The following is a 20,846-nucleotide window of genomic DNA, read 5'->3' on the forward strand; positions in this document are numbered from 1 at the left end:
GATTTTACATGCGTTTGATCCTCGGATCCGGTAGCCCGCGCCGGCGCGATCTGTTGGCGCAGATCGGAGTGGTGGCGGACGACACCCGCCCCCCCGAGATCGACGAAACCCCCGCCAAGGCCGAATTGCCCCGCCCCTATTGCGCCCGCATGGCGCGGCAAAAGGCGTGGGCCGTTGCGGCCGAGGACGATGACATCGTTCTTTGTGCCGATACCACGGTGGCGCTTGGTCGCCGCATTCTTGGCAAACCGCAAGACATTGGCGAAGCAGCACAATTCCTGCTCGCCCTGTCCGGGCGGCGGCACCGGGTGATCACCGCCGTGGCGGTCCGGCGCGGCGCGCGGATATGGGAGCGGGATGTCGTGACCACCGTGCAGATGAAGCGCCTCTCGGATGAGGAGCTCAATGCCTACCTTGCCACGAACGACTGGCAGGGCAAGGCCGGCGGCTACGCCATCCAAGGCCCGGCAGGCGCGCTAATCCCCTGGATTCAGGGCTCTTTCACCGCCGTCGTCGGGCTGCCCCTGGCCGAGACCGCAAACCTCTTGCGCGCCGCGGGCTACCCTCTCTGGAAGGACATCCCATGACCCTGCGCACCATCGCGCTCGACCATCTGAACGGTGCCGAGGCCGCAGCCCTGCTCGTGGGTGGGCGGCTAGAAGATCTGCTGATCGACTCGGATCAGCCGCGCCCCGGCGCCATCTACCGCGCCATCGCCGACCGACCGGTCAAAGGCCAGGGCGGCATGTTCCTGCGTACGCCCGACGGCTCCGCTTTTCTGCGCCAGGTCAAGGGCTTGGCCCCCGGCCAACCGCTGCTGGTGCAGGTCACTGGCTATGCTGAACCGGGCAAGGCGCTGCCGGTGACAAGCACTCTGCTCTTCAAGAGCCGTTATGCCATCGTCACCCCCGATGCGCCGGGCCTCAATATCTCGCGTGCCATCAAGGATGAGAACCTGCGCGATTCCCTCCTTGAAATCGCCCATGCCGAGATGGGCGACAGCCCGATGGGCCTGATCCTCCGCTCCGCCTGCGAGAGCGCCGAGGCCTCTGATATTGCAGAGGATATTCGCGCCATGCGCGATCTGGCCGAGGCCGTGCGCGCCGATGCCACAGGAACCGATCCCGAGACCCTGACCGAAGGCGACGGCCCTCATAGCCTTGCCTGGCGCGATTGGGCGGACCCGGCGGATGTGCTGACCGAACCGGGCTCCTTTGCCGAAACCGGCGTGCTCGACCAACTCGACGCCTTGCGCGACCCCCTGGTCCCCCTGCCCGGTGGCGCGTCCTTTTACATCGAACCCACCCGGGCGCTTGTGGCCGTGGATGTCAACACCGGCGGCGACGCCAGCCTGGCCGCCGGGCTCAAGGCCAATATCGCGATGGCCCGTGACCTGCCGCGTCAGTTGCGCCTGCGCGGCCTCGGAGGGCAGATCACCCTCGATCTGGCCCCGATGCCCAAGAAAGACCGCCGCACCTTCGAATCCGTCCTCCGTGCGGCCCTGCGTCAGGATACGACCGAAACCACCCTTGCCGGCTGGACCCCGTTGGGCCACTTTGAATTGCAGCGCAAGCGCGACCGCCAGCCCGTGACCGACCGCCTCAAATGACCTGCCCGATCTGCCAGAGAAAGACCGACCCCACCTACCGCCCCTTCTGCTCACGGCGCTGCGCCGACGTGGATCTGGGCAAATGGTTCGCGGGCGATTACGCCGTGCCGTCCACCGACCCCGCCGATCTCGAAGAGGCTCTCGACGCTCTGGATCAAGAGCTGAAAAAACCCCATTGATTTTTGTTCATACCCTCTGGACACCCCGCGCGCGCTCGCCTAGAAGGCATCCACCCGAAGGCCCAGCCTTCTCCCATGCCCGGGTAGCTCAGGGGTAGAGCAGTGGATTGAAAATCCTCGTGTCGGTGGTTCGATTCCGCCCCCGGGCACCACTTAACAAGCTGAAATGGTTGGTTTCTGTGCTCATGTCTGGTCCTTACTCGGATCGGGTTTGACGCTTTTCGGCGGAAGGTTTGACAATCTTCGCGCGTTTCGCGTTCTCTTTTTCCAGTGTCGCCATCGTCTCGCGGTTCTTCTCGGCGAGGTTCGCAGACCGCGAGTAATGCCGCGCCATCGACGGCGTTTTCTGACCCAACAGGTCCGCGATGCGCCGTTCATCGAGGCCCGCCTCGCGCAGCGTCGTCGCCACGGTGTGGCGCAGGCCCTTGAGCGTCAGACCCGGCGCGATCAGCCCGTCCTCCTCCAGCGCGGTCTTGAAGCGGTGCCAGACGGTGGAAAAGCCGTTATAGCTCCATGCTGCGCCCAGCGAACTGGCCAGCACGGTGGCGGCCTCATGCGCGGGGATGCTGTCGAGGGCTGCCTGCAAGGTCGGGCTGACGGGAATCGCCACCTCCTCGCCGGTCTTGCCGCGCACACCCCAGATCGTGTCGCCGTCGATCTGGTCCTTGCGCAGCTTCAACGCGTCTGACGGGTCGAGCCCGGTGTTCATCATCAACGCCAGCGCCACCCGCACATGCGGCTTGGCACGGGACAGGACGATGTCGCGTTCCTCGATCGTCCAGGGCCGGTTGGCATGGGCCCGGTCGCGCGGGCGGCGCTTGGGGATCACGTCCTTGGCGTAGTTCGCGGAAATCAGCCCTTGGGGGATGGCATGGCGGAACACCTCGCTCAGCAGGGTGCGCACCATGTTGGCCCGCCGCCAGCCGATCTTTTTCGCCGCCTTGTCATGGATGCCCGCAATCAGCGGCGTGTCGATCACATGGACCGGCGTATCGCGGATGGGGGCCAAAAAATCCGCGCATTTGCGGTAATCGCGGCGCGTGGCCTCGGCCAGATTGGCGAAATGCCCGGTTTCGAAATAACCCTTGATCAGCCCGCCAAGGGTGCCCGCACGCGGGCCCTTTTCCTTCTGCGCCACGGCGATGGCGCGGATCGTCTCGCATTGCGCCAGAAATTCGGCCGACCCCAGCGGTGCCTCTGTCAGGTCGATCTTGTGGCCCGTCGCGCGGTGGTAGCAGCGCATCCGGCCGTGACGATCCTTGAATATCTTGAAGCCCTTGATGCGCACATGGGTCATCAGAGCCGGTCCAGGATGTCGTCGCGCGTCATCTCGACATGGTCGGCCTTCATCGTGTCGATCCAGCGGTCGATGTCGCGCCGGTCCCACAGCAGGGTGCCGCGCGCCAGCTCGACAGGCCGCACCGGGCAGCTCGCCTTGAAATGCTTGACGGCGAGGCCGGTGTAACTGGCGGCCTCGGATTGTTTCAGCATGCGCTTGTCGATCACGCTGATGTTGAGATTGGTCGTGCCCATCGGCTCTCCCCCTGATCAATTCACACTCGACACCGAACCATCCCTCTCCCTCTCGTCCCCGCGCAGCTTGGTGGCGCGCTTCTGGAACCGCTCCCAGCCCGTCATGGTCAGCAGGCGGGTCTTGGGCGAGATCTCGACGAATTCGAGCCGTCCGTCGTTCATCAAGGCACGAATCTGCGCCGTGCTGAGCCCCACGAGGGCGCCAAGCTCCTTGGGCGACAGCAGCTTTTCCTGTGACAAATCCCTCTCCTTTCTTGCAAATGGACGAAAACGCATTGAATGCGGTGCTTGGCCGTGGTTCGATGGTGGAACGCAGCCATTAACGCACAAATGTGCGCTTATATGCGATCATGCGTCATAGCAATCTGATTGATGTCAAGAATGGTGAATCGTCCGGATACCTACCTCGGCGGCCTCGGCGCGCGCATGGCGATCGCGCGCAACGAGCTTGGCCTGTCGCAGGCCCGGATGGCCGAGGCGCTCGGCATGTCGCAGCGGGCCTATCAGAGCTACGAGACCGGCAAGCGGTCGATCCCGGTGGAGGCGCTGGTCGACATGCACCGCCAGTTCGGTGTGGACCTGAACTGGATCCTGCTGGGGGTCGAAGCGGTGCGCCCGGGCCATGATCTGGCCGCGCTGGAGGGGTTCGAGACGGCGCTCGACCGCCATCTCAGCGCGACCGGCATCCGCCTGAAAAGCGAGAAACGCGGTGCGATCGTGGCGCGCTGGTACCGGTCGTTCCTGGAAGGGAAGGAAATCCCGATGGACGACGTCCACACCTGGATCGAATTGTTGAGAGAATGATGATGGAAATCGAGAAGAGCGTTGCCTGGCAACGGCACCAGATGGCCACGGTGGAGCGGATGCAGAGGGATCTGGCGCGCTGGACGCATCCGGTGATCCGGGCGGTGGGGCTGTGCGGGGTCGCGTATCTGGCGAGCTGGGCGGTTGTGATGGTGGTTGGGGCTGCTGCCGGGGCGATGGTGGTCGTGGCGGCGGTGTCTGCGGCTGTGCTGGTATTTGGTGCTCCGGCTTTCGCATTGGCGGTGGGGGTGGAGGGGTATCTGCGGGGGCGGTTGGCGCGGATCTGACGAATTCGAAAGGTCAGTCATGACTTTCGGCCCAAGTTGCGCTCAGGAGCCCGGATCCTTCTCGCCAATTTCAATGAATGATCCGCCTTCGAGGATCCAATGCGCCAACTGCTCGATGGCGCTATGAAGATTGGCCTGCTTTTTCAGCGTGCATTCCCAGACAATCGCGACCCGCCAGCCCTCATCCGACAACGTTGCCACGACCTTCTCATCGCGCCGAACATTGGCCATGAATTTCGCTGCCCAGAATTCGGGGCGCGTGGCAGGAGTCGATGCAAACCGACAGCCTTTGTGCCGGTGCCAGAAGCATCCATGCACAAAGACGGCGACCTTGTGCTTGGGCAGGACCAGATCCGGTCGACCACTCACGGTCTTGGGGTGAAGCCGGTAGCGGAACCCGCGCGCGTGAAGGGCGCGGCGCAACAAGAGCTCGGGCCGCGTATCTTTTCCACGTATTCCGGACATCATCCGGGATCGGGTCTCCTTGTTGACAATATCTGCCATTTGCCTCCTGGCATCGCCTCGCCCACCTGGTATACAGGCAACAGTCCTGTCATGAGAGGTTCCTGATTTGCCAGCCAAATTCGGCATTGTCGATCTGTTTGCCGGTCCTGGCGGACTTGGCGAGGGTTTTTCCTGCCTCAGGATTGATGACCACGCGCCCTTTCACATCGGCATCTCCGTCGAAAAGGAAGCCTCAGCGCATCAAACGCTCAGGCTGCGGGCCTTTCTGCGGGAACATCAGGCGCGTCACGGAAAGCTGCCGCAAGCCTTCGTCGATTTCCATGCAGGGCTTTCGGATGAACCGGATTGGCACGAGGTCGATGCCGAGGCGTGGGCGCAGGCCGATGCCGAGGCGCGCTGTCTTGAACTCGGGACCGAGGGCACAGGCAAGGACATCGATGCGGCCATCGCGAGCCTGCGCAGGGATTACGATGACACGATCCTGATCGGTGGGCCGCCCTGCCAGGCCTATTCGCTGGTCGGCCGCGCCCGGTCGAAGGGGAAGGCCGGCTATGTCCCTGAGGACGATGAGCGGCACTACCTGTTCCGGGAATACATCAGCGTCCTCGACCGCCTGCGCCCGGCGGCCTTCGTGATGGAAAACGTCAAGGGGATGCTCTCCTCGACCATCGAAAGCCGTCTCGTGTTCGAGATGCTGATGGAGGACCTGGCATCGCTCGGCACTGGCAAGGGCCATCAATACGAACTGCGCGCGATCCATGTCGAAGACGGCAGGGCAAGCCTGCAGGAGGCAGCGCAGCCGTCCGATTTCATCGTGCGTGCAGAACGCTTCGGCGTGCCGCAGCGCCGTCACCGCGTCATCATCATCGGGATACGCTCCGATCTCGCCAAGGGCGCAAGCGATGCCGACATTGCGGTGTCGGGTGTTGCCCGAACGGTCGATGACGTGATCGGGAACATGCCGATGCTGCGCAGCGGGATCAGCCGGGGGCAGGATGATCCGGACGCATGGCGGACGGTTGTCGCCGATGCTGCCCGGCTGCTGGCCAATCTTCATGGCGGCAAGGCGAATTCGCAGATCCGGGGCGTCTTCAAGGATGTCGCGAAACGGCTGAAGGCGGGCGGCACAGCGGCCCGCTCGGCGTCACGATTGCCAGAGGGGTATGGCACCTCCAACGACGCTCTGCTGCAGTGGCTGGAAAGGCCGGGGCTGCGCGGGCTGGCGCAGCACGAGACGCGGGGGCACATGGCGTCGGACCTTCGCCGTTACCTCTTCGCGGCCGCGTTCGGTGATGTGCATGGCTACAGCCCTAAGGCCGCCGACTTCCCGTATCTCATCAGCCCGGACCACAAGAACTGGGACAGCGGGAAGTTCAACGACAGGTTCCGGGTGCAGCTGGCGGGGGAGGCCTCAACGACCGTTACGAGCCACATTTCGAAGGATGGTCACTACTTCATCCATCCGGACCCTATGCAGTGCCGCAGCCTGACGGTGCGCGAGGCTGCGCGCCTTCAGACCTTCCCTGACGACTATCTGTTCCTCGGCAATCGCACACAGCAATACGTTCAGGTTGGGAACGCGGTTCCGCCGTTCCTCGCAACGCAGATCGCGGGTCTTGTGCATGCTGCGCTGACAAATACGGGCAAACTACAGCCCTGAAATCCTTGCAATATCGAGTTCCTCCCGCCAAAGTTGTTGAGAGGCTTGGAGAAACGAAGGATAGCATGCAGGAAGTTGTTTCGACACGTCGCGCCGATGCAACACCGCATGCAGCCTCATTGATCGAGGGTCTGAGGGATATCGGCTATTCCCTCGAGACCGCAATTTCCGATGTCATCGACAACTCGATAACTGCCGGAGCACGGCGCGTCCGGATCGTGACCGAGACGTTCGCGGACGATCCCCATATCGCCATCATCGATGATGGGGGCGGAATGACGGAAGAAGAATTGATCGCAGCTATGCGTCCAGGTAGCCGCAACCCCCTGGCATCACGAGATGAACCCGACCTTGGCCGTTTCGGTCTTGGAATGAAGAGCGCAAGTTTTTCGCAATGTCGTCGGCTGACCGTCGTGTCGCGGAGGGATAGCAGAACATCGGCAGCAGTCTGGGATCTGGACGATGTCGCGGAGCGGAACGAGTGGGCGGTACAGCTTCCCGATGACGTGTCCCAAATTCCCGAGGTCGAAAAGCTGGGAGAAACCGGCACCCTCGTTCTCTGGGAAAAGCTTGATCGTTTGTCAGGCGGGTACGCCCATAACGCGGCAAAGCGAGCCGAGGTGATCAATCAGCGCATTGCCGAAACGGAACGGCATCTGCGCCTCGTCTTCCACCGCTTCATTGAGGATGCAAAACCGCTTTCGATTTCGCTGAATGGTCGGGTGCTTCCGCCTCTCGATCCATTTGCCCGAAAGAACCCGGCTACCATTCCCGACCCCGAGGAGCGGCTTTCGCTGATCCGGGGGGACGTCGAAATCCAGAGCTTCACCCTTCCGCACCACAAGCAGATGGGCAAGACGGACTGGGAAGACATTGCCGGACCGGAAGGCCACCTGAAGTCACAGGGCTTCTATCTCTATCGTGGCAAGCGGCTGATCCTGTACGGGACCTGGTTCGGCCTGTGCCGCCAGTCGGAACTTACCAAGCTGTCGCGGGTCAGGATCGACATTCCCAACAGCATGGACGCCGACTGGAAGATCGACGTCAAGAAGTCCTCGGCGCAGTTGCCACCCATCGTCAGGGACCGCCTCAAGAAGGTCATCGAGCGGATTCAGGACGGATCGAAGCGCACCTACCGCAAGCGCGGCCAGAAGCTGGTCGATCACAAGCGTCTGCCCATGTGGCATCGCATCCAGGCCGAGGGGCAGATCCGGTACAGACCCAACGTCGAGCATCCGGCCTTTGCGGACTTTGCCGAAAGTCTGCCGCCAGACCTGCGGCGCGGCTTTTTCAATTGTATCGCTCTGGTCGGTGCGTCCCTGCCGATCGAGACCCTGCACGCGGATATGGCGGGGACCGCCGAAGAGATCGTGCCTGATCGGGTCGACGAGGACACCCTCGCACAGGCCGTTCAGGCGACCCTTTCCGTTCTCATGGGTGCGCGCAAGGACATCAAGGAAATCATGGCCTTGATGAAGGACGTTGATCCGTTTCGGTCAGCTTGGGACGATACGCAGCGCATCATCGCGACGACGCTTGAAGAAAAGGAGCAGCAATGACGCCGCTTCTCAGCAGTCTTGAGGGCATGACGTCCATGTACATGGCGTCCCAAGCCGGGCCTCACACTGCACAATCCATTCGGGACATCATCGCCCAACTGCGCGAAACCCCGATGTTCGCTGGCAAGATCGAGGATGAGGACGCCGAGGAACTGGCGCGGCTGATCGAGGAGAAATACGGGATCAGCATGGGTCTTGGCGCCATCGTGGATGCCGAAGATTTCAAGCCCTGGCTGCACGACGCTCGGATCAATGGCGAGGTAGGAGATTTCTACTGGGGGCGGTATCGCAGGCTTCTGGGCCTGAAGGGGCTGCCAAAATCGGTGATCGACGGAACCGACGAGGTCACGGATAAGGTGCTGGACCGCCTGGGCAACCCGAACAACCTGAGCCCCTGGAGCCGCCGCGGCATGGTGGTGGGGCATGTCCAGAGCGGCAAGACAGCGAACTATACCGGCCTGATCTGCAAGGCGGCGGATGCGGGCTACCGGCTGATCGTGGTCATCGCGGGCATCCACAACAACCTGCGCAACCAGACCCAGGCGCGGATCGACGAAGGCTTCATCGGGCGCGATACCGGGCGGCTGGCCCATGCCAACAAGGCGCAACGCCAGAAGATCATCGGCGTCGGACAGTTCGATCAGCGCGAATTTCCCGTATCGCTGACCAACACTCTGCGCGATTTCAACAAGGCGACGGCCACGACTTTCACCGCGCAGCTGAGCCAGATCAACGTGCCTGTGGTGCTGGTGATCAAGAAGAACTCCAGCACGTTGAAGAACCTGCTGGAATGGCTGAAGGAACATTCCGTTCACCAGAGCACGCAGATGGTCAGCCAGCCCATGCTGCTGATCGATGACGAGGCCGACAACGCCTCGATCAACACGGCCTATCAGCGGGACGAGGTGACACGGATCAACAGCCAGATCCGCGAGCTGCTCTCGTTGTTTCATCGCAGTTGCTATGTCGGCTATACCGCGACGCCCTTCGCCAACATCTTCATCGATCCCGACACCGATGACGATGCGCTGAAACAGGACCTGTTCCCGCGGGATTTCATCATCGGGCTGGATGCGCCGTCGAACTATTTCGGGGCGCAGAAGATCTTCCTCGACGCGCGCGACCAGCACATCCGGCTGATCGACGACAACGAGGACGTGCTGCCGATGAAGCACAAGATCGACCATCCGGTCGATGTGCTGCCCGGCAGTCTGGTGGAGGCCGTGCGCGCCTTCATCGTCGCCCGCGCGATCCGGAACGCGCGCGGGCAACAGGCCGGCCATGCGTCGATGCTGGTCAACGCCTCGCGCTTTACGGACGTGCAGGGGCGCTTGCGGTCGCGGATCGCCGATGTGGTGGCGCGTATCCGTGACGCCGTGGCCGTCGACGCAGGAAAGGGCGCGGCTGCGCTGCGGAACCCCGAGATCGCTGCGCTGCATGCGACATGGAAACGGGAATTTGCCGACGCGGAGGGGGGCGACTGGCCATCGGTGCAGGCGCGATTACACGAGGTTCTGGTGGCGGCCCGCGTGGTCGAGGTCAACGCCTCAAAGCGCGCCCAAGCGCTGGATTATGACCACGCCGGGGAAAACGGGATCACGGTAATCGCAGTCGGTGGCTTCTCGTTGTCACGGGGGCTGACCCTCGAAGGACTCACGGTCAGCTACTTCCTGCGCAATTCCATGATGTACGACACATTGATGCAGATGGGCCGCTGGTTCGGCTACAGGCCGGGCTACGAGGACCTGTGCCGCGTCTGGATGCCTGCGGATGGCGTCGGGTGGTATGCCCATATCCACGAGGCCATGGACGACCTGCAGACACAGCTGAAGCGGATGGAGCTTGCCAAAGCAACGCCCGCCCAATTCGGGCTCGCCGTGCGCAGCCACCCAGAGGCGCTTATCGTGACGGCGCGCAACAAGATGGGGACGGGGAAAGAATTCCCCATGAAAGTTGGTCTTGCAGGCAAACTGGTCGAAACGACACGCATTCGTAATGATCGTGAACAACTCCAACGCAACGTGGAAGCTGGGCGGGCGCTAGCCGCTGCAATCAAGGCCAGTGGCCTGCCAGAACAACGTCCTTCACGCGGAACCCTTTTCAGCGGCGTTTCCGTCGATCTGATACGCGATTTCCTTCGTGTATTTCGCGCGGACACCTCCGATCCTCTCACGGATCCAAGGTTAATGGCTGACTACATCGATGCTCGCGCTGAAACAGAACTGCGTGATTGGGATGTACTTTTCGCCAGCGCTCAGAAGGAAGATGCAAAGCTTGCAGATTTGTCCGGACTTGAAATGCGAGCCTTTGGCCGATCAGTTGGCGAGCCGGAACTTCGCGATGGAATTCTCGCGATCAGCGGTACAAGTCGACGTGTTGGCTCTCCGGGTGACGAGAGGGTCGGTCTGACAAAGGAGCAGATCGAAACCGCTATCGATGCCTTTCGCGAAGAGCGTATGCGTGATGGCAAGGATGTTCCGAAAACCCTTCCACCACGCATCTTTTGCGAGATTCGCGGTCGCCGCCCGCTAATGATCCTCCGCTTTGTCGAACCTGTGGTTCCGGAGGAACTTCAGGCCAAATCACCTGCTTTGGTCTTGGCCTGGAGCATTTGCTTCCCGGGATCTGACATCCACGGCGGCACCGTCGAATACATCGTGAACACCATCCGCATGCGCGAAATGTTCGGCGAGGAGGAGATCGAAGAGGAGGCGCTTGGTGATCCCGAATGACACGCCTTGGTCCGGCCTCGAGGCGGGAAAGGTCGATACGCGGCGGGTGGATGCCGCGGCTCGATGGAACTGGTTCTGGGCCGTCATGCCGAGGGCGGATGCGACGCTGGTTCTTCAGTTGAGTGATCTGCCGCGCCCCGTCCCGGACCTCCCCAAGCTCAAGAACCTTGAAATCCGTTTCCAGACCCTGCCGGGTGGTCCGATCCTCTATATCAGGCTTAAGGACAACGCCCAGATGGAGCTGTTCGAGACGCTCTGCCGCGACGTGATGGCAGCGGGAGAACTGGCGGAGACCGAGGCCGAGGCCCTGGAGCGGGCCATCGGGCGCACCTTCCGGTGGCACTACCTTCTGCGCGGAGGCAAGCTGGAAGTGCTGTCCGAGGACGCGCAGAAGGGCCTGATCGGCGAAATTGAAGTCCTGAAGCTTCTGATCGCCGAGCTTGGGCCAAAGCCCGCCCTTTCCGCATGGATGGGACCATCCGGCGCGCCCAAGGACTTCGAACTCAAGGCAGATTGCATCGAGGTCAAGGCTCGTCGTGGCGCGTCGCAGCCTTTCGTCAAGATCACCAGCGAGCATCAGCTGGCCGATGTGCCTGATCGGCGTATCTGGCTGGCGGTGCTGGCCGTCGACAAGGTGCAGCCGCCGCATGGACGATCCCTGACCGAACATGTGCACATGGTCACGGAGCTTCTGGAGCGCACTGAACCATCATCGGTGATGGATTGGGACCTGCACCTCGCGGATGTCGGCTACGACGCCCTGCACGACTATTCGCCATGGCGCTGGATCGTGTCCGCGCCCGAGTTTTTCGCGGTCACAGACGAGTTTCCGCGGATCGCTGCACCGGTCCCGCTCGGCGTGTCCGGCGTCACCTACGCGCTGGCGCTTTCGGCCTGTTCGCCCTTCCTCAAGGCTTGGGATGATGTGCGGGTCGGCTTGATCGAAGGTGGGCAGACATGAGCGAGCTTCAGGAATACCATCAGAACCTTATGGCCGACATCCGCCGCGAAGCCGACGCCAGTGGGATCTTCCCGGTTGAGGCCTTTTTCGACCGGATGACCGAGCGCCTGACGGAAGCGGGTGAACTCGAGGTTGCGGATCGTTCCTACTACCAGAGCGGCGAGGGCGGGCAGAGGCTCAGGATCGACGGATACGCAGGAGACCCGCGTGACAGCGGGGGCGTGTTGGGTCTGATCGTCTGCGACTTCGTGGACAGTGAAGAGATCCAGACCTTCGGAAAGGGCGATGTGCCGCCCATCCTGAACCCCTTGATCCGTTTTCTTAAAAAGGCCCGGACGGAAGATTTCCGTGATGCCCTGAACGAGGTGAGTCCCGCATTTCAGGTCTCGGACCTGATCATCACGACTTGGTCGCAGGTCACCAAGGTCAAGCTGATCCTGGTGTCGAACCGCCAGTACATCGGTCGTGACGATGCGGTGAAGCTGCAGGAACTCGATGACGTTCCGGTCACGTGGTCGGTCTGGGACCTTGCCCGCTTTGAGCGCTTTGATCGTTCCGGCCAGGCGCGCGAGGACATGGTGATCGACTTCGCCGGGGACTTCGGCGGGCCATTGCCGGCGCTGAAGGCGTCACAAACGGGCGCAGCACTGGAAAGCTACCTCCTGATCGTGCCGGGCGAACAACTGGCTTCGATCTACGACCGATGGGGCGCAAGGCTTCTCGAGGCGAATGTGCGCTCGTTCCTGCAGGCGCGGGCCAAGACCAACAAGGGCATCCAGAAGACGATCAAGGAAGAGCCGGAGCTGTTCTTTCCCTACAACAACGGGCTATCCGCGACGGCGGACGACGTGACCTGCGTCCGCACGGATGACGGACTTGCAATCGCGTCGATCAGCAATCTGCAGATCGTGAACGGTGCCCAGACGACCGGATCGATCCACACCGGGCTGAAGAACGCCCGCGAGCAGCTTCCGCAGGTTTTCGTCCAGATGAAGCTGACCGTGGTGCCGCCCGACCGGTCGGAGGAGATCGTGCCGAAGATTTCCGAGTTCGCGAACACCCAGAACAAGGTGAACGCGGCAGATTTCTTCTCGAACCACCCGTTCCATATCCGCATCGAACAGTTCTCGCGTAGTGTGATCTTCACGGCCCGCGAAGGCGAGCGCCATGACAGCAAGTGGTTCTACGAGCGGTCCCGCGGTCAGTTCATCAACGCGCGTGGGCGCCTGACACCTGCCCAGCAGAAAAAGTTCGACCTCGAGTTCCCCAAGGCGCAGCTTTTCAGCAAGACCGACCTTGCGAAGTTCGAGTATTCGGCTGCAGGCCATCCTGACTTGGTTTCGAAAGGCGCACAGAAGAACTTCGCAGAATTCGCCAAGGAGATCGGTGAGGCTTGGGCGAGGAGCGATGCCCGATACGATGAACTCTGGTATCGGCGGCTGATCGCGAAGGCCATCATTTTCAGGAAGCTGGAGACCGAGGTGCCGAAACAGCCTTGGTACGAAGGCGGCTACCGCGCGAACATCGTGACCTACGCCATGGCGAAGGTTTTCCATGATGCGGCCAGTGACAAGCAGGTGCTGGACGTCGATGCCATCTGGCGGCGTCAAGCGGTTTCGGTCGCCTTGTTGCGTGCGCTGCTCGTCGCCGCGGCCGAGGCCAACGATGTCATCACGCACCCACCGGCCGGGGTCCGGAACATGTCCGAGTGGGCAAAGCAGCAGGCGTGCTGGAACGGCCTGAAGGGGAGGACGCTCGATTATGACGACGATTTCGCCAGCTGCCTGACGCTGGTGGAATCCGTCCGAACCGCGGTGCGGGACTCGAGAGCGAAGAAGGCACTGACCGAAGGCATCAACGCCCAGACCGAAGTGGTCAACCTTGGGTCCGAGTTCTGGACCAAGGTGATGAATTGGGGGAAAGCCGAACGGAAGCTGTCACCCAAGGACCTGCAGATCCTGCAGATATGCATGTCGATGCCGCGAAGGATTCCGTCGGATTTTCAAGCAAAGCACGCCATGAACGTACTGCACAGGATGAAAGATCAGGGTTTTGAGGCCCAACAATGACCCTTTTCGGCCCATAGCCGACAGTTGAGCCCGGCGCAGGCCACCGCGGCACGCGACCAATTGCGGACGGTCTGGAACACGCCGTACCCGAGGTGCGGCGCTTCTTTCGCGGCCGCCTGATCGATGCGGCGACACATCGTCTGTGCTATCCCTCCTACCGTTTTGGCCCTCGTTCAATCCGCCCGAATTGAATCGCATGCATGTCAGGCCCCGGCAGGCCCCCTTGGTTCGTTTGGATCTATCGCCAAACGGTCGAACAGCAGGGCGACGTAATCCAACTCGTCAGCGAAGTCGCTGCTAACCATGATTTCTTTTCCTAGAAGCGCCGCGGCGCCTCCGGTCGAAACAATAGGCAGAACAGCAGCGCCATCTGCAATCTCAACGAACAGTCGATACTCTTCGAATATTCCTGCCATGCCTCCAGCGAAAACTGCAGCTTCAAACTCATTCTCAGAAAGCATGCGTCGCCTCATGATCGCAAGGCTCTGCTCCCGATCACCGTACACCGCCTCGGTCACGATCACGTTTCCAAAGCGTTTGTTCTCCTCCGGAAAATCGTCTTGAAAAAATTCGCTTTGGTAGAGCGTAACCCATTTACTATAATCAACATTCAGGGCCTCCGCATAAGCCCAGACCATGGGCGTTATAGCCGGGTGTCCACCCCAAACAATAGGACGGCGCCCAAGCGCGACAAAGAGAAGTGCACTGACCAAAGCGGAAATCGCAGCTGTATCGCCTTCCCCCATGAAGTGCTTCGCACTTGGGTCAGGCACACCCGCCGACAGGAAAATCGACCGATGCTGTCTCATTCATCCCACTCCACTAGTTCCCAGCCTGCATCCGAAACCTTCAAGGTGCGCACTGACGATATTTGTGCGTCGAGCCAACGCAGGTGATCAATCCACGCGGGACGAATTCCGATATGATTGTAAACCAAACAGGGAAACCTGCCATGGCCAGCCTTGCTTGCCTTATCTTGAATGTCGTTCAGCATGTCTGCAGTAGGTACACCCACCATCGGATAGGCCTCCAACCTGCGACCGCCAGGTAGCGTCAGGCTCACCGAACGGTAAGCACCGATCCCCTCAAATTGGCCGCCTATTCGAACCACTTCGCTCTTAAGCCGTCCGACGAGATCCAAGTGCCGCGTCGCAATGCTGCGGCTTCGAAGCGCCTCGGCTTTCTTCGCGATGACCGCCAGCAGTTCCGGTCGAAGTCTATTGCTTGCATCGAGATCGTCCGGGGTAAGCCGAACTGTGTCGCTCAGTGACAGATGTCTCGATCCGCTGTGCTCAGGCCAGATGACACGGAGAATCTGGATACCAAGAGCTTGCGAGCGTCCGAGTTCTTGGGCAGTCCACTTGCTTCCAAAATAGTCTTTCGTGTCAAGCATGACAGTTACGTCACAGTCTGACAGGCGATGCCACAGCATTTCTTGGAAGGCTTCTGCCGGACGGATGTCGTGGGTGTCCAAGAATACGTCGAAACCCCGACTGGACAGCTCGTCAAAAAGCTGAAGAGCTGCCTCGCGCGAGTCTGTTCGCCGGTAGCTGATGAAGATACGACGCTGACGGTGCAGAAGGCCCAGCACTTCCAGGGACACTGAGGCAAGAGCCTCCAAAGTGTCATCACCAGCATCAATAAGGCAAGCATTCGTGTGTGCAATTTCGTGCGGTACAGCAGCAGTGACAGACTTGCCCTGCTCGACAACTGGCACGATAGGCACTTTCGCCGTCTCGAGTTGATTTACTGCATCGACGTCGACCGTAGGGTCGCCACCGAAGTACAAGGCTAATGTCGTGGCTTTTGGGCTACGCCTTTGCAAGTCCAATGTCGTAAGTATCGAAAGATCATCTGGAACTTCGAGTGACATGACTTTCGCCACATCTTCCAGCTGCTTAGTGATCGCTGCGATCTGATTTGCTTCAGGTGAGCCGATTATCAGTACTTCATAGAGCGCCATTTAAGACCAACCTTGAAAGCCCATACGCCATGATCTCTCAAATTAAATACATGATGAGCGGCAATCCATAGCTAAGGCCACTAAAAAAACCAACCAGTGGCCACAGAAATACTGGCATCTAAACAGTTGCCTTTGGATATTTGGCCGCGCTCATCTGCGTGATCACTCTGAAACCGTCATGATCTGCCTGCAAACCAAAATCCTTGGGTTACTGACAAACATCACGATAACAACATCACACGCCAAACGCATGCGCCATTCCTAGTTTGCATTCCGGATCTTAATCGCCTCTTCAACAGCAGCCGAAATGTTATTGGAAATCCAGTCGTAGCGCGCCTTGCTGTCGGAACCCTGCGGATCATAGCACTTAACCATTGACGACAGCATCTTTCCAGAATTTCCATACCCAATATAATCGAAGGGATTATTTCCTTTTGCAGTTGTGTTTCCGCTCACGTCCTTGATCCCGTGGACGTAAATTCCAACTACCCCTTTTCCATCATCCCAAGACTTGATGATCTCGTGATTGATCCACTTCCTGTTTGCCGTCTGAGCTCCAACGAGCACAATCGTGCAGGTGCGACCTGCCATCTGATCTGCAATCCATTTTTTGATTGCAGCTTCGCCTCCTTTGGTTACGGATTCCCAGTCGTTGTCCGAGGCTGGTTTGTTGCCCTCGATTGCACCAATATTGCGCACCGTCGAGGTACGCCAATTATCAGGAGTATAATGGAAACTATAGAAACACTTCCGAGCCAACTTGGTCCCTCCTGCACAATGCGATTCTCAACTAGAACGAATATAGTTGAGCCCTTCCGACCGGTAAAGCGGGTATCGGGCGTTGATCCAAGAGTTGGGGAGTAGCTCACTTGAAACCGAAGCCGCCAAGGAATTCAGAGACGGCAGCATGACTCGCGACGCGCTGTCTTACAGCCGTGCCCCGGTGCTGGGTGAACATCGGGGGCGAGCATCGCAACGTCGATCGCGCAAGGCGCGCCTTCCCATGCACGGTCAGCACTCTGTAGAGAGGGGGCATCTGTGCATCACACAAAATCAGAAGCGCTTGATACCGGTCGGCATGAATTTCCCCTACGCACGGCGGTTGCGATTTAGCTTATGGACTATATGTGAACTTCATAGCCCTCGCGCTATATTGACAAAATATCGTCCTTGAGCTATCAGTGGACCATGGACACCTTGCCCGCATACCCCATCCGAAGCCTCCGCCAAGCCGGGGCCGTGCTGAAGGCGCGGCGCGCGGCGCGGAAGATCAGCCAGAAGCAGCTTGGCGAGATGACGGGTACGGCGCAATCCACCATTTCCGACATCGAGAACGGCGTCGTTTCCGTCAGCCTCGATGTCTATCTTCGCCTTCTCGAGGCCCTCGGTGCGGAACTGTCCGCGACGGATCGTATAGCCGACCCGGGGCAGCGCTAGGATGGCACGCATCGCCCGCGCGGGCCGCCGCACACGCCAAAGCAAGACCGCCGTCTGGTACGAAAGGGCGCGGGTGGGCACGCTGACCCGCGCGACGGATGGGGCCATCGCCTTCTCCTACGATCCTGACTGGCTCGCGTCCGAGGCCGCTTTTCCGGTTGCCAGCGCCCTGCCGCTGACTAGGCTCAAGTGGCAGGGCGATCCGGTCGTCGCCGCTTTCGACAACCTCCTCCCCGATGCCGAAGGTGAACTTCGGGAGAAAATCGCCGCCCGCGTCGGGGCGCAGGGCAAGGATGTGTTCTCGCTGTTGTCCGTCCTGGGGCGCGACTGTGTTGGTGCGCTGCAATTCCTGCCGTTGGACGAGGCCCCGTCCGATCAGGACATGCAGTATCGCGTCATTTCCGAAGGGGAGATGGTCGCCGACCTGAAAAATCTCGCCGCCGCACCGCTCGCCCTGGGTGAAGACGAGGATTTCCGGATTTCCATCGCCGGCGCGCAGGAGAAGACGGCCTATCTGCGGATTGACGGGCAGTGGGCCAAGCCGCGCGGCATTACGCCGACCAGCCATATCTTCAAGACGCCCATGGGAATCATTCCCGGCCCCGAGCAGATCGACCTGAGCGACAGCGTCGAGAACGAGTTGTTCTGCATGACGCTGGCGCGCGAAATCGGCCTGCCCGTCGCGCATGTCGAAAAGCTCACATTGCCCGGGCAGGTCGTGCTCTCGGTCGAGCGGTTCGATCGCGTCTGGCACGGCGACACCCTGAAGCGCCTGCCGCAAGAGGATATCTGCCAGTCGTTGGGCTACCCGTCTGCCATGAAATACCAGAGACTGGGCGGCCCCGGCATCGCGCAGATCATGGAACTCTTGCGGGAATCCGACACGCCCATCGAGGACCGGGAGACGTTCTTTCGGGCGCAGATATTCTTTTTCCTGATCGGAGCTTCGGACGGGCATGCCAAGAACTTCAGCCTGCGTCTGGGCCGCCGGGCGCGGTTCACGCTCGCGCCACTCTATGACATCCTGAGCGTCGCCCCAGTCGTCCGCGCGGGGCGCTTGCAGCGCAAGCGCTACCGCCTCGCCATGTCGATCGATGGCCATTACGGCATCGACGAGATCGTGCCGCGCCACTTCGAGGCCGAGGGCCGCGCGGCGGGTTTGCCCAAGGGCCGCGCCTTGGAGCTGTTGCAGGACATTACCGATCGGCTGGGCCCTGCGCTGGAGCGGGCGCTTCTGGTGGTGGGCGATCAGGTCCCGGCGGCGGTCAGCGAGCCGATCGCAAGCGATGCGACGCAGCGGGCGGCGCAGATGCGGGACCTACTTTAGGGTTCCGGTGCCTTTGCGGCCAACCCCTCCAACGCCTTGTCGACCTCGCGCGCCTTCGCGGCCAGCTGTGCCTCCCACAGACTGCGAAACGCCTCGGCGAATTCGACCAGCCCCCCGGCGAAGTTGCGGATCGTGGTCATGTCATCGTCGGTGAAGGGAAGCGGGCGGCCGCGTAGCTTGGCCTCGTTCAGCTTGCGGGCGATATGGTTGACCGCAGCGCCATCGGTGGCGACCTGCGCGCCCCAGGCTTGCAGGTGGTCGCGCACGACCGGGTCTGCCGGACGCAGCAGGATGTCGGCCGCTTCCATCAGGCGGCCCAGGGCGGCGGGTTGGTCGGTGATGCCTCGGCGCTCAAGCGCGGCTTGAAATCCCGCCAGTTGGCGCGCGCTCAGGCGGGTGCTGATCGTTGTTGTCGAAGCAGAGCGCGCGCCTTTGGCCCGGCTCAGCGTGTTGTAGATCACCCGGGTCGAGACGCCGAAGCGGCGGGCCAGAGCGGCGGCAGGGCTGCCCTCGGCGCGAGCCTCGATGATCTGGCGACGTTCGTCGTCAGTCAGTTTGCGATGGTGGCGCATGTGAAGTTTACGTTCCTATTTCTTGCCAACTTCCTTCAAGCCCCCCGCCTCCCAGCGTCAGCGGAGGGGGATCTCCGACGAGTATAAGATCCTCTATCGCGAGGGTGACGCGCCTGCGGAAGTCGGAGGGCAAGGTCAACATCTACTGGTTGGCAGAAAACGCGGGCACCTCGGTCGAACAGTTGGAGCGGTTCTACTTGAAGCGGATGGAACCCACGGGCGAGCGGGTACGGAATATTCAGTCGTTTGGCAGTGGGTGACTACATAGTGCTATTCCAGAACGGCACAGACGGCGTCTTCGAAAGGATTCACACTTGAAACCACGCGCTCGCCATTCTCTACCATATCGTAGGTAACCGTCGCCATGCGATGAACAGGCGGTTCGGATGACGGCATTTCAAAGATTATGATTTCAGACAATCCCATAATCGGATCTTCATATCTGACCGATAGTTTGAAGCCACCGCTGTGATCTCTGAGACCCACAACATTGCCAGACAGCTTGTTTCCTCCAGTCGCGACAGTCGCGTCACTACCCTTCCATGTTACCGCGGTGCCGAAATTGATCCCTGCAACCTCCTGATCGAGTTTGCAGGTGCCAGCGACTGGAAGTGATGCGGCAACGCTTGGGAATGCGATAAGAAGTAAAAGAGCGATTTTCCGTATTTTCATCACAACCCCTGATGCTAACTTTATTTCACGCTCGTTCAGGTCTGACTTTCTACGTGCGGAAAGCGAAGAAGGGAAATTTGTGTATTTACTACTCAGACAGTCTAACAATTTCCCCACCCTCGAATGCAATCATCGTCATCTCAACTTCGATGCTTCCGGTTTTGTTTGTAACCATCGGTAGAAGTTTGTCGTATGCCTCTCCAGGGATAAACTGGTTGTCTTCAAAGTAATAGAATAGGTTGTAAGTTGAGGCTTTCCCTGGCGCCACGGGTTCATCTAATTCACCGGAAAACTTGAAAATTTCGTCGCCAAACGCATTCAAGAAGCGCGCCACAAACTTTGCGCCAACGATTCTTTTGTCCGAAACATTTTTGTACACTGGCATGAAGCGAACACGCTTTTGACCATATTCGCCAACATGGTGCGCAAAGTAGTGGTTCTGAAACTCTACATAGTCGCCATCCGAGGTATTGTTCGCCTCTAAGAATTCGTAAGTCCCGTCGTCACGCAAATCAATTGTCCGACCATCTGTGGTTTGAACAATTTCGGCATGCACAGCATTCGACAAATACATTGCTAATATACCTGAATAGACCGCCAGCCTCACAGTCACCTCCATGCTTGTTGGCTATAGCGTGGCATAACCGTTCAGCGATGACAATCATTCGGCAAGTTGCGCCTCCAACTTACCTTCTCAATGCCCGATACACCGTCATCCGCGACACGCCCAGTGCCGCCGAAATCTCGCTGACCCGCTTCCCCTGCTGCTTCAGGTCGATGATCTTCTGGTCATCGACCTTTTTCTTTCGACCACGATACACCCCGCGCGCCTTCGCCTTCGCGATGCATTCTGCCTGACGTTTGCGGATGATGTTCCTCTCGAACTCGGCAAACACGCCCATCAACTGCAACTGTACGCGCATCTGCTGTCCGAGATGACCCGCGTCCAGAAGAAGGGCGCGCGCAGCAAGTATGCCTTCTCCTCTGTTTCAGGTCGACGTTGACCTGCGCCCCTGG

The 20,846-nt window shown here is 60.2% G+C and carries 23 protein-coding genes and 1 tRNA gene; 13 read left to right on the top strand and 11 right to left on the bottom strand.

The window, feature by feature from the left end; all coding sequences use genetic code 11:
• The first annotated feature begins 8 nt into the window (after positions 1-8).
• The 4 genes from MVC20_RS05370 to MVC20_RS05385 all read left to right on the top strand — a co-directional run bounded on the left by MVC20_RS05370 (position 9) and on the right by MVC20_RS05385 (position 1,940).
• On the top strand, positions 9-587 hold the full coding sequence (locus MVC20_RS05370) for a nucleoside triphosphate pyrophosphatase (protein WP_296634496.1): 579 nt from the start codon (positions 9-11) through the stop codon (positions 585-587).
• Positions 584-1,609: a ribonuclease E/G gene (locus tag MVC20_RS05375; RefSeq protein ID WP_297539208.1), complete on the top strand. Its 1,026-nt coding sequence runs from the start codon at positions 584-586 to the stop codon at positions 1,607-1,609. Before MVC20_RS05370 ends, MVC20_RS05375 begins: the two co-directional genes overlap by 4 nt.
• Positions 1,606-1,788: a DNA gyrase inhibitor YacG gene (yacG, locus tag MVC20_RS05380; protein WP_297539210.1), complete on the top strand. Its 183-nt coding sequence runs from the start codon at positions 1,606-1,608 to the stop codon at positions 1,786-1,788. The genes MVC20_RS05375 and yacG overlap by 4 nt, the downstream gene beginning before the upstream one ends.
• 77 nt (positions 1,789-1,865) lie before the next feature.
• Positions 1,866-1,940 (top strand) — tRNA-Phe (locus MVC20_RS05385).
• A gap of 44 nt (positions 1,941-1,984) precedes the next feature.
• Here MVC20_RS05385 and MVC20_RS05390 read toward each other — a convergent pair.
• Genes MVC20_RS05390 through MVC20_RS05400 form a run of 3 tightly spaced genes read right to left on the bottom strand, consistent with a single transcriptional unit; the run spans position 1,985 to position 3,561 of the window.
• Positions 1,985-3,085, bottom strand: a complete 1,101-nt coding sequence (locus MVC20_RS05390; RefSeq protein WP_297539212.1) for a tyrosine-type recombinase/integrase — start codon at positions 3,083-3,085, stop codon at positions 1,985-1,987.
• Positions 3,085-3,321, bottom strand: coding sequence for a hypothetical protein (locus MVC20_RS05395; protein ID WP_297539213.1), 237 nt, complete (start codon positions 3,319-3,321; stop codon positions 3,085-3,087). Before MVC20_RS05395 ends, MVC20_RS05390 begins: the two co-directional genes overlap by 1 nt.
• Before the next feature lie 15 nt (positions 3,322-3,336).
• Entirely contained in the window at positions 3,337-3,561 is a 225-nt protein-coding gene (locus MVC20_RS05400; RefSeq protein WP_297539215.1) for a hypothetical protein, read from the bottom strand.
• Positions 3,562-3,702: 141 nt separating this feature from the next.
• Between MVC20_RS05400 and MVC20_RS05405 the strand changes: the two genes are divergently transcribed.
• Complete coding sequence (locus MVC20_RS05405) at positions 3,703-4,125, top strand: helix-turn-helix transcriptional regulator (RefSeq protein ID WP_207014704.1); 423 nt, start codon at positions 3,703-3,705, stop codon at positions 4,123-4,125.
• Positions 4,125-4,412 (top strand): hypothetical protein, encoded by a 288-nt coding sequence (locus MVC20_RS05410; protein ID WP_297539218.1) that lies wholly within the window; start codon positions 4,125-4,127, stop codon positions 4,410-4,412. The genes MVC20_RS05405 and MVC20_RS05410 overlap by 1 nt, the downstream gene beginning before the upstream one ends.
• A gap of 42 nt (positions 4,413-4,454) precedes the next feature.
• Here the strand turns inward: MVC20_RS05410 and vsr are convergent, their stop codons facing one another.
• Positions 4,455-4,916: a DNA mismatch endonuclease Vsr gene (gene vsr, locus MVC20_RS05415; protein ID WP_297539220.1), complete on the bottom strand. Its 462-nt coding sequence runs from the start codon at positions 4,914-4,916 to the stop codon at positions 4,455-4,457.
• Positions 4,917-4,983: 67 nt separating this feature from the next.
• Here vsr and MVC20_RS05420 point away from each other — a divergent pair, with 67 nt between their 5' ends.
• The 5 genes from MVC20_RS05420 (at position 4,984) to MVC20_RS05440 (ending at position 13,858) form a co-directional block, all read left to right on the top strand.
• Positions 4,984-6,537 carry a DNA cytosine methyltransferase gene (locus MVC20_RS05420; protein ID WP_297539222.1) on the top strand — a complete coding sequence of 518 codons (1,554 nt, stop codon included), beginning with the start codon at positions 4,984-4,986 and terminating at the stop codon, positions 6,535-6,537.
• A 65-nt stretch (positions 6,538-6,602) separates the two neighbouring features.
• Positions 6,603-8,096, top strand: a complete 1,494-nt coding sequence (locus MVC20_RS05425) for an ATP-binding protein (RefSeq protein ID WP_297539224.1) — start codon at positions 6,603-6,605, stop codon at positions 8,094-8,096.
• Complete coding sequence (locus MVC20_RS05430) at positions 8,093-10,828, top strand: Z1 domain-containing protein (protein WP_297539225.1); 2,736 nt, start codon at positions 8,093-8,095, stop codon at positions 10,826-10,828. The genes MVC20_RS05425 and MVC20_RS05430 overlap by 4 nt, the downstream gene beginning before the upstream one ends.
• Positions 10,815-11,789: a PD-(D/E)XK motif protein gene (locus MVC20_RS05435; protein WP_297539227.1), complete on the top strand. Its 975-nt coding sequence runs from the start codon at positions 10,815-10,817 to the stop codon at positions 11,787-11,789. The genes MVC20_RS05430 and MVC20_RS05435 overlap by 14 nt, the downstream gene beginning before the upstream one ends.
• Positions 11,786-13,858, top strand: coding sequence for an AIPR family protein (locus tag MVC20_RS05440; protein WP_297539229.1), 2,073 nt, complete (start codon positions 11,786-11,788; stop codon positions 13,856-13,858). The genes MVC20_RS05435 and MVC20_RS05440 overlap by 4 nt, the downstream gene beginning before the upstream one ends.
• Before the next feature lie 203 nt (positions 13,859-14,061).
• On the opposite strand, the gene MVC20_RS05445 is transcribed toward MVC20_RS05440, so the two are convergent.
• The 3 genes from MVC20_RS05445 to MVC20_RS05455 all read right to left on the bottom strand — a co-directional run bounded on the left by MVC20_RS05445 (position 14,062) and on the right by MVC20_RS05455 (position 16,580).
• Positions 14,062-14,667 (bottom strand): hypothetical protein, encoded by a 606-nt coding sequence (locus tag MVC20_RS05445; protein WP_297539231.1) that lies wholly within the window; start codon positions 14,665-14,667, stop codon positions 14,062-14,064.
• On the bottom strand, positions 14,664-15,821 hold the full coding sequence (locus tag MVC20_RS05450; RefSeq protein ID WP_297539233.1) for a toll/interleukin-1 receptor domain-containing protein: 1,158 nt from the start codon (positions 15,819-15,821) through the stop codon (positions 14,664-14,666). Before MVC20_RS05450 ends, MVC20_RS05445 begins: the two co-directional genes overlap by 4 nt.
• 261 nt (positions 15,822-16,082) lie before the next feature.
• Entirely contained in the window at positions 16,083-16,580 is a 498-nt protein-coding gene (locus MVC20_RS05455) for a TIR domain-containing protein (protein ID WP_297539234.1), read from the bottom strand.
• A gap of 429 nt (positions 16,581-17,009) precedes the next feature.
• Here MVC20_RS05455 and MVC20_RS05460 point away from each other — a divergent pair, with 429 nt between their 5' ends.
• Together MVC20_RS05460 and MVC20_RS05465 are read left to right on the top strand one after the other, a co-directional pair.
• Positions 17,010-17,258 (top strand): helix-turn-helix transcriptional regulator, encoded by a 249-nt coding sequence (locus MVC20_RS05460; protein ID WP_166131985.1) that lies wholly within the window; start codon positions 17,010-17,012, stop codon positions 17,256-17,258.
• Between the two features lies 1 nt (position 17,259).
• Complete coding sequence (locus MVC20_RS05465; protein WP_297539238.1) at positions 17,260-18,585, top strand: type II toxin-antitoxin system HipA family toxin; 1,326 nt, start codon at positions 17,260-17,262, stop codon at positions 18,583-18,585.
• Here the strand turns inward: MVC20_RS05465 and MVC20_RS05470 are convergent.
• From MVC20_RS05470 to MVC20_RS05485, 4 genes are all read right to left on the bottom strand, one after another.
• A complete protein-coding gene (locus MVC20_RS05470; RefSeq protein WP_297539240.1) occupies positions 18,582-19,157 on the bottom strand; it encodes a helix-turn-helix domain-containing protein in 576 nt (191 codons plus the stop codon). The genes MVC20_RS05465 and MVC20_RS05470 overlap by 4 nt on opposite strands.
• 270 nt (positions 19,158-19,427) lie before the next feature.
• Entirely contained in the window at positions 19,428-19,829 is a 402-nt protein-coding gene (locus tag MVC20_RS05475) for a hypothetical protein (protein WP_297539242.1), read from the bottom strand.
• 88 nt (positions 19,830-19,917) lie between these two features.
• Positions 19,918-20,448 carry a hypothetical protein gene (locus tag MVC20_RS05480; RefSeq protein WP_297539244.1) on the bottom strand — a complete coding sequence of 177 codons (531 nt, stop codon included), beginning with the start codon at positions 20,446-20,448 and terminating at the stop codon, positions 19,918-19,920.
• Positions 20,449-20,515: 67 nt separating this feature from the next.
• On the bottom strand, positions 20,516-20,752 hold the full coding sequence (locus tag MVC20_RS05485; protein WP_297539246.1) for a helix-turn-helix domain-containing protein: 237 nt from the start codon (positions 20,750-20,752) through the stop codon (positions 20,516-20,518).
• Positions 20,753-20,846: the final 94 nt, after the last annotated feature.

It is taken from the genome of Roseovarius sp., from assembly GCF_027019125.1.
Lineage (GTDB): Bacteria > Pseudomonadota > Alphaproteobacteria > Rhodobacterales > Rhodobacteraceae > Roseovarius.

Excerpts from the sequence above, each read along its gene's own strand:
- MVC20_RS05445 (WP_297539231.1), bottom strand. The coding sequence starts at position 14,667 with ATGAGACAGCATCGGTCGATTTTCCTGTCGGCGGGTGTGCCTGACCCA.
- vsr (WP_297539220.1), bottom strand. The coding sequence starts at position 4,916 with ATGGCAGATATTGTCAACAAGGAGACCCGATCCCGGATGATGTCCGGA.
- MVC20_RS05390 (WP_297539212.1), bottom strand. The coding sequence starts at position 3,085 with ATGACCCATGTGCGCATCAAGGGCTTCAAGATATTCAAGGATCGTCAC.
- MVC20_RS05480 (WP_297539244.1), bottom strand. The coding sequence starts at position 20,448 with ATGGAGGTGACTGTGAGGCTGGCGGTCTATTCAGGTATATTAGCAATG.
- MVC20_RS05370 (WP_296634496.1), top strand. The coding sequence starts at position 9 with ATGCGTTTGATCCTCGGATCCGGTAGCCCGCGCCGGCGCGATCTGTTG.
- MVC20_RS05395 (WP_297539213.1), bottom strand. The coding sequence starts at position 3,321 with ATGGGCACGACCAATCTCAACATCAGCGTGATCGACAAGCGCATGCTG.
- MVC20_RS05450 (WP_297539233.1), bottom strand. The coding sequence starts at position 15,821 with ATGGCGCTCTATGAAGTACTGATAATCGGCTCACCTGAAGCAAATCAG.
- MVC20_RS05410 (WP_297539218.1), top strand. The coding sequence starts at position 4,125 with ATGATGGAAATCGAGAAGAGCGTTGCCTGGCAACGGCACCAGATGGCC.
- yacG (WP_297539210.1), top strand. The coding sequence starts at position 1,606 with ATGACCTGCCCGATCTGCCAGAGAAAGACCGACCCCACCTACCGCCCC.
- MVC20_RS05440 (WP_297539229.1), top strand. The coding sequence starts at position 11,786 with ATGAGCGAGCTTCAGGAATACCATCAGAACCTTATGGCCGACATCCGC.
- MVC20_RS05460 (WP_166131985.1), top strand. The coding sequence starts at position 17,010 with ATGGACACCTTGCCCGCATACCCCATCCGAAGCCTCCGCCAAGCCGGG.
- MVC20_RS05465 (WP_297539238.1), top strand. The coding sequence starts at position 17,260 with ATGGCACGCATCGCCCGCGCGGGCCGCCGCACACGCCAAAGCAAGACC.
- MVC20_RS05475 (WP_297539242.1), bottom strand. The coding sequence starts at position 19,829 with ATGAAAATACGGAAAATCGCTCTTTTACTTCTTATCGCATTCCCAAGC.
- MVC20_RS05425 (WP_297539224.1), top strand. The coding sequence starts at position 6,603 with ATGCAGGAAGTTGTTTCGACACGTCGCGCCGATGCAACACCGCATGCA.
- MVC20_RS05405 (WP_207014704.1), top strand. The coding sequence starts at position 3,703 with ATGGTGAATCGTCCGGATACCTACCTCGGCGGCCTCGGCGCGCGCATG.
- MVC20_RS05470 (WP_297539240.1), bottom strand. The coding sequence starts at position 19,157 with ATGCGCCACCATCGCAAACTGACTGACGACGAACGTCGCCAGATCATC.
- MVC20_RS05375 (WP_297539208.1), top strand. The coding sequence starts at position 584 with ATGACCCTGCGCACCATCGCGCTCGACCATCTGAACGGTGCCGAGGCC.
- MVC20_RS05485 (WP_297539246.1), bottom strand. The coding sequence starts at position 20,752 with ATGCGCGTACAGTTGCAGTTGATGGGCGTGTTTGCCGAGTTCGAGAGG.
- MVC20_RS05430 (WP_297539225.1), top strand. The coding sequence starts at position 8,093 with ATGACGCCGCTTCTCAGCAGTCTTGAGGGCATGACGTCCATGTACATG.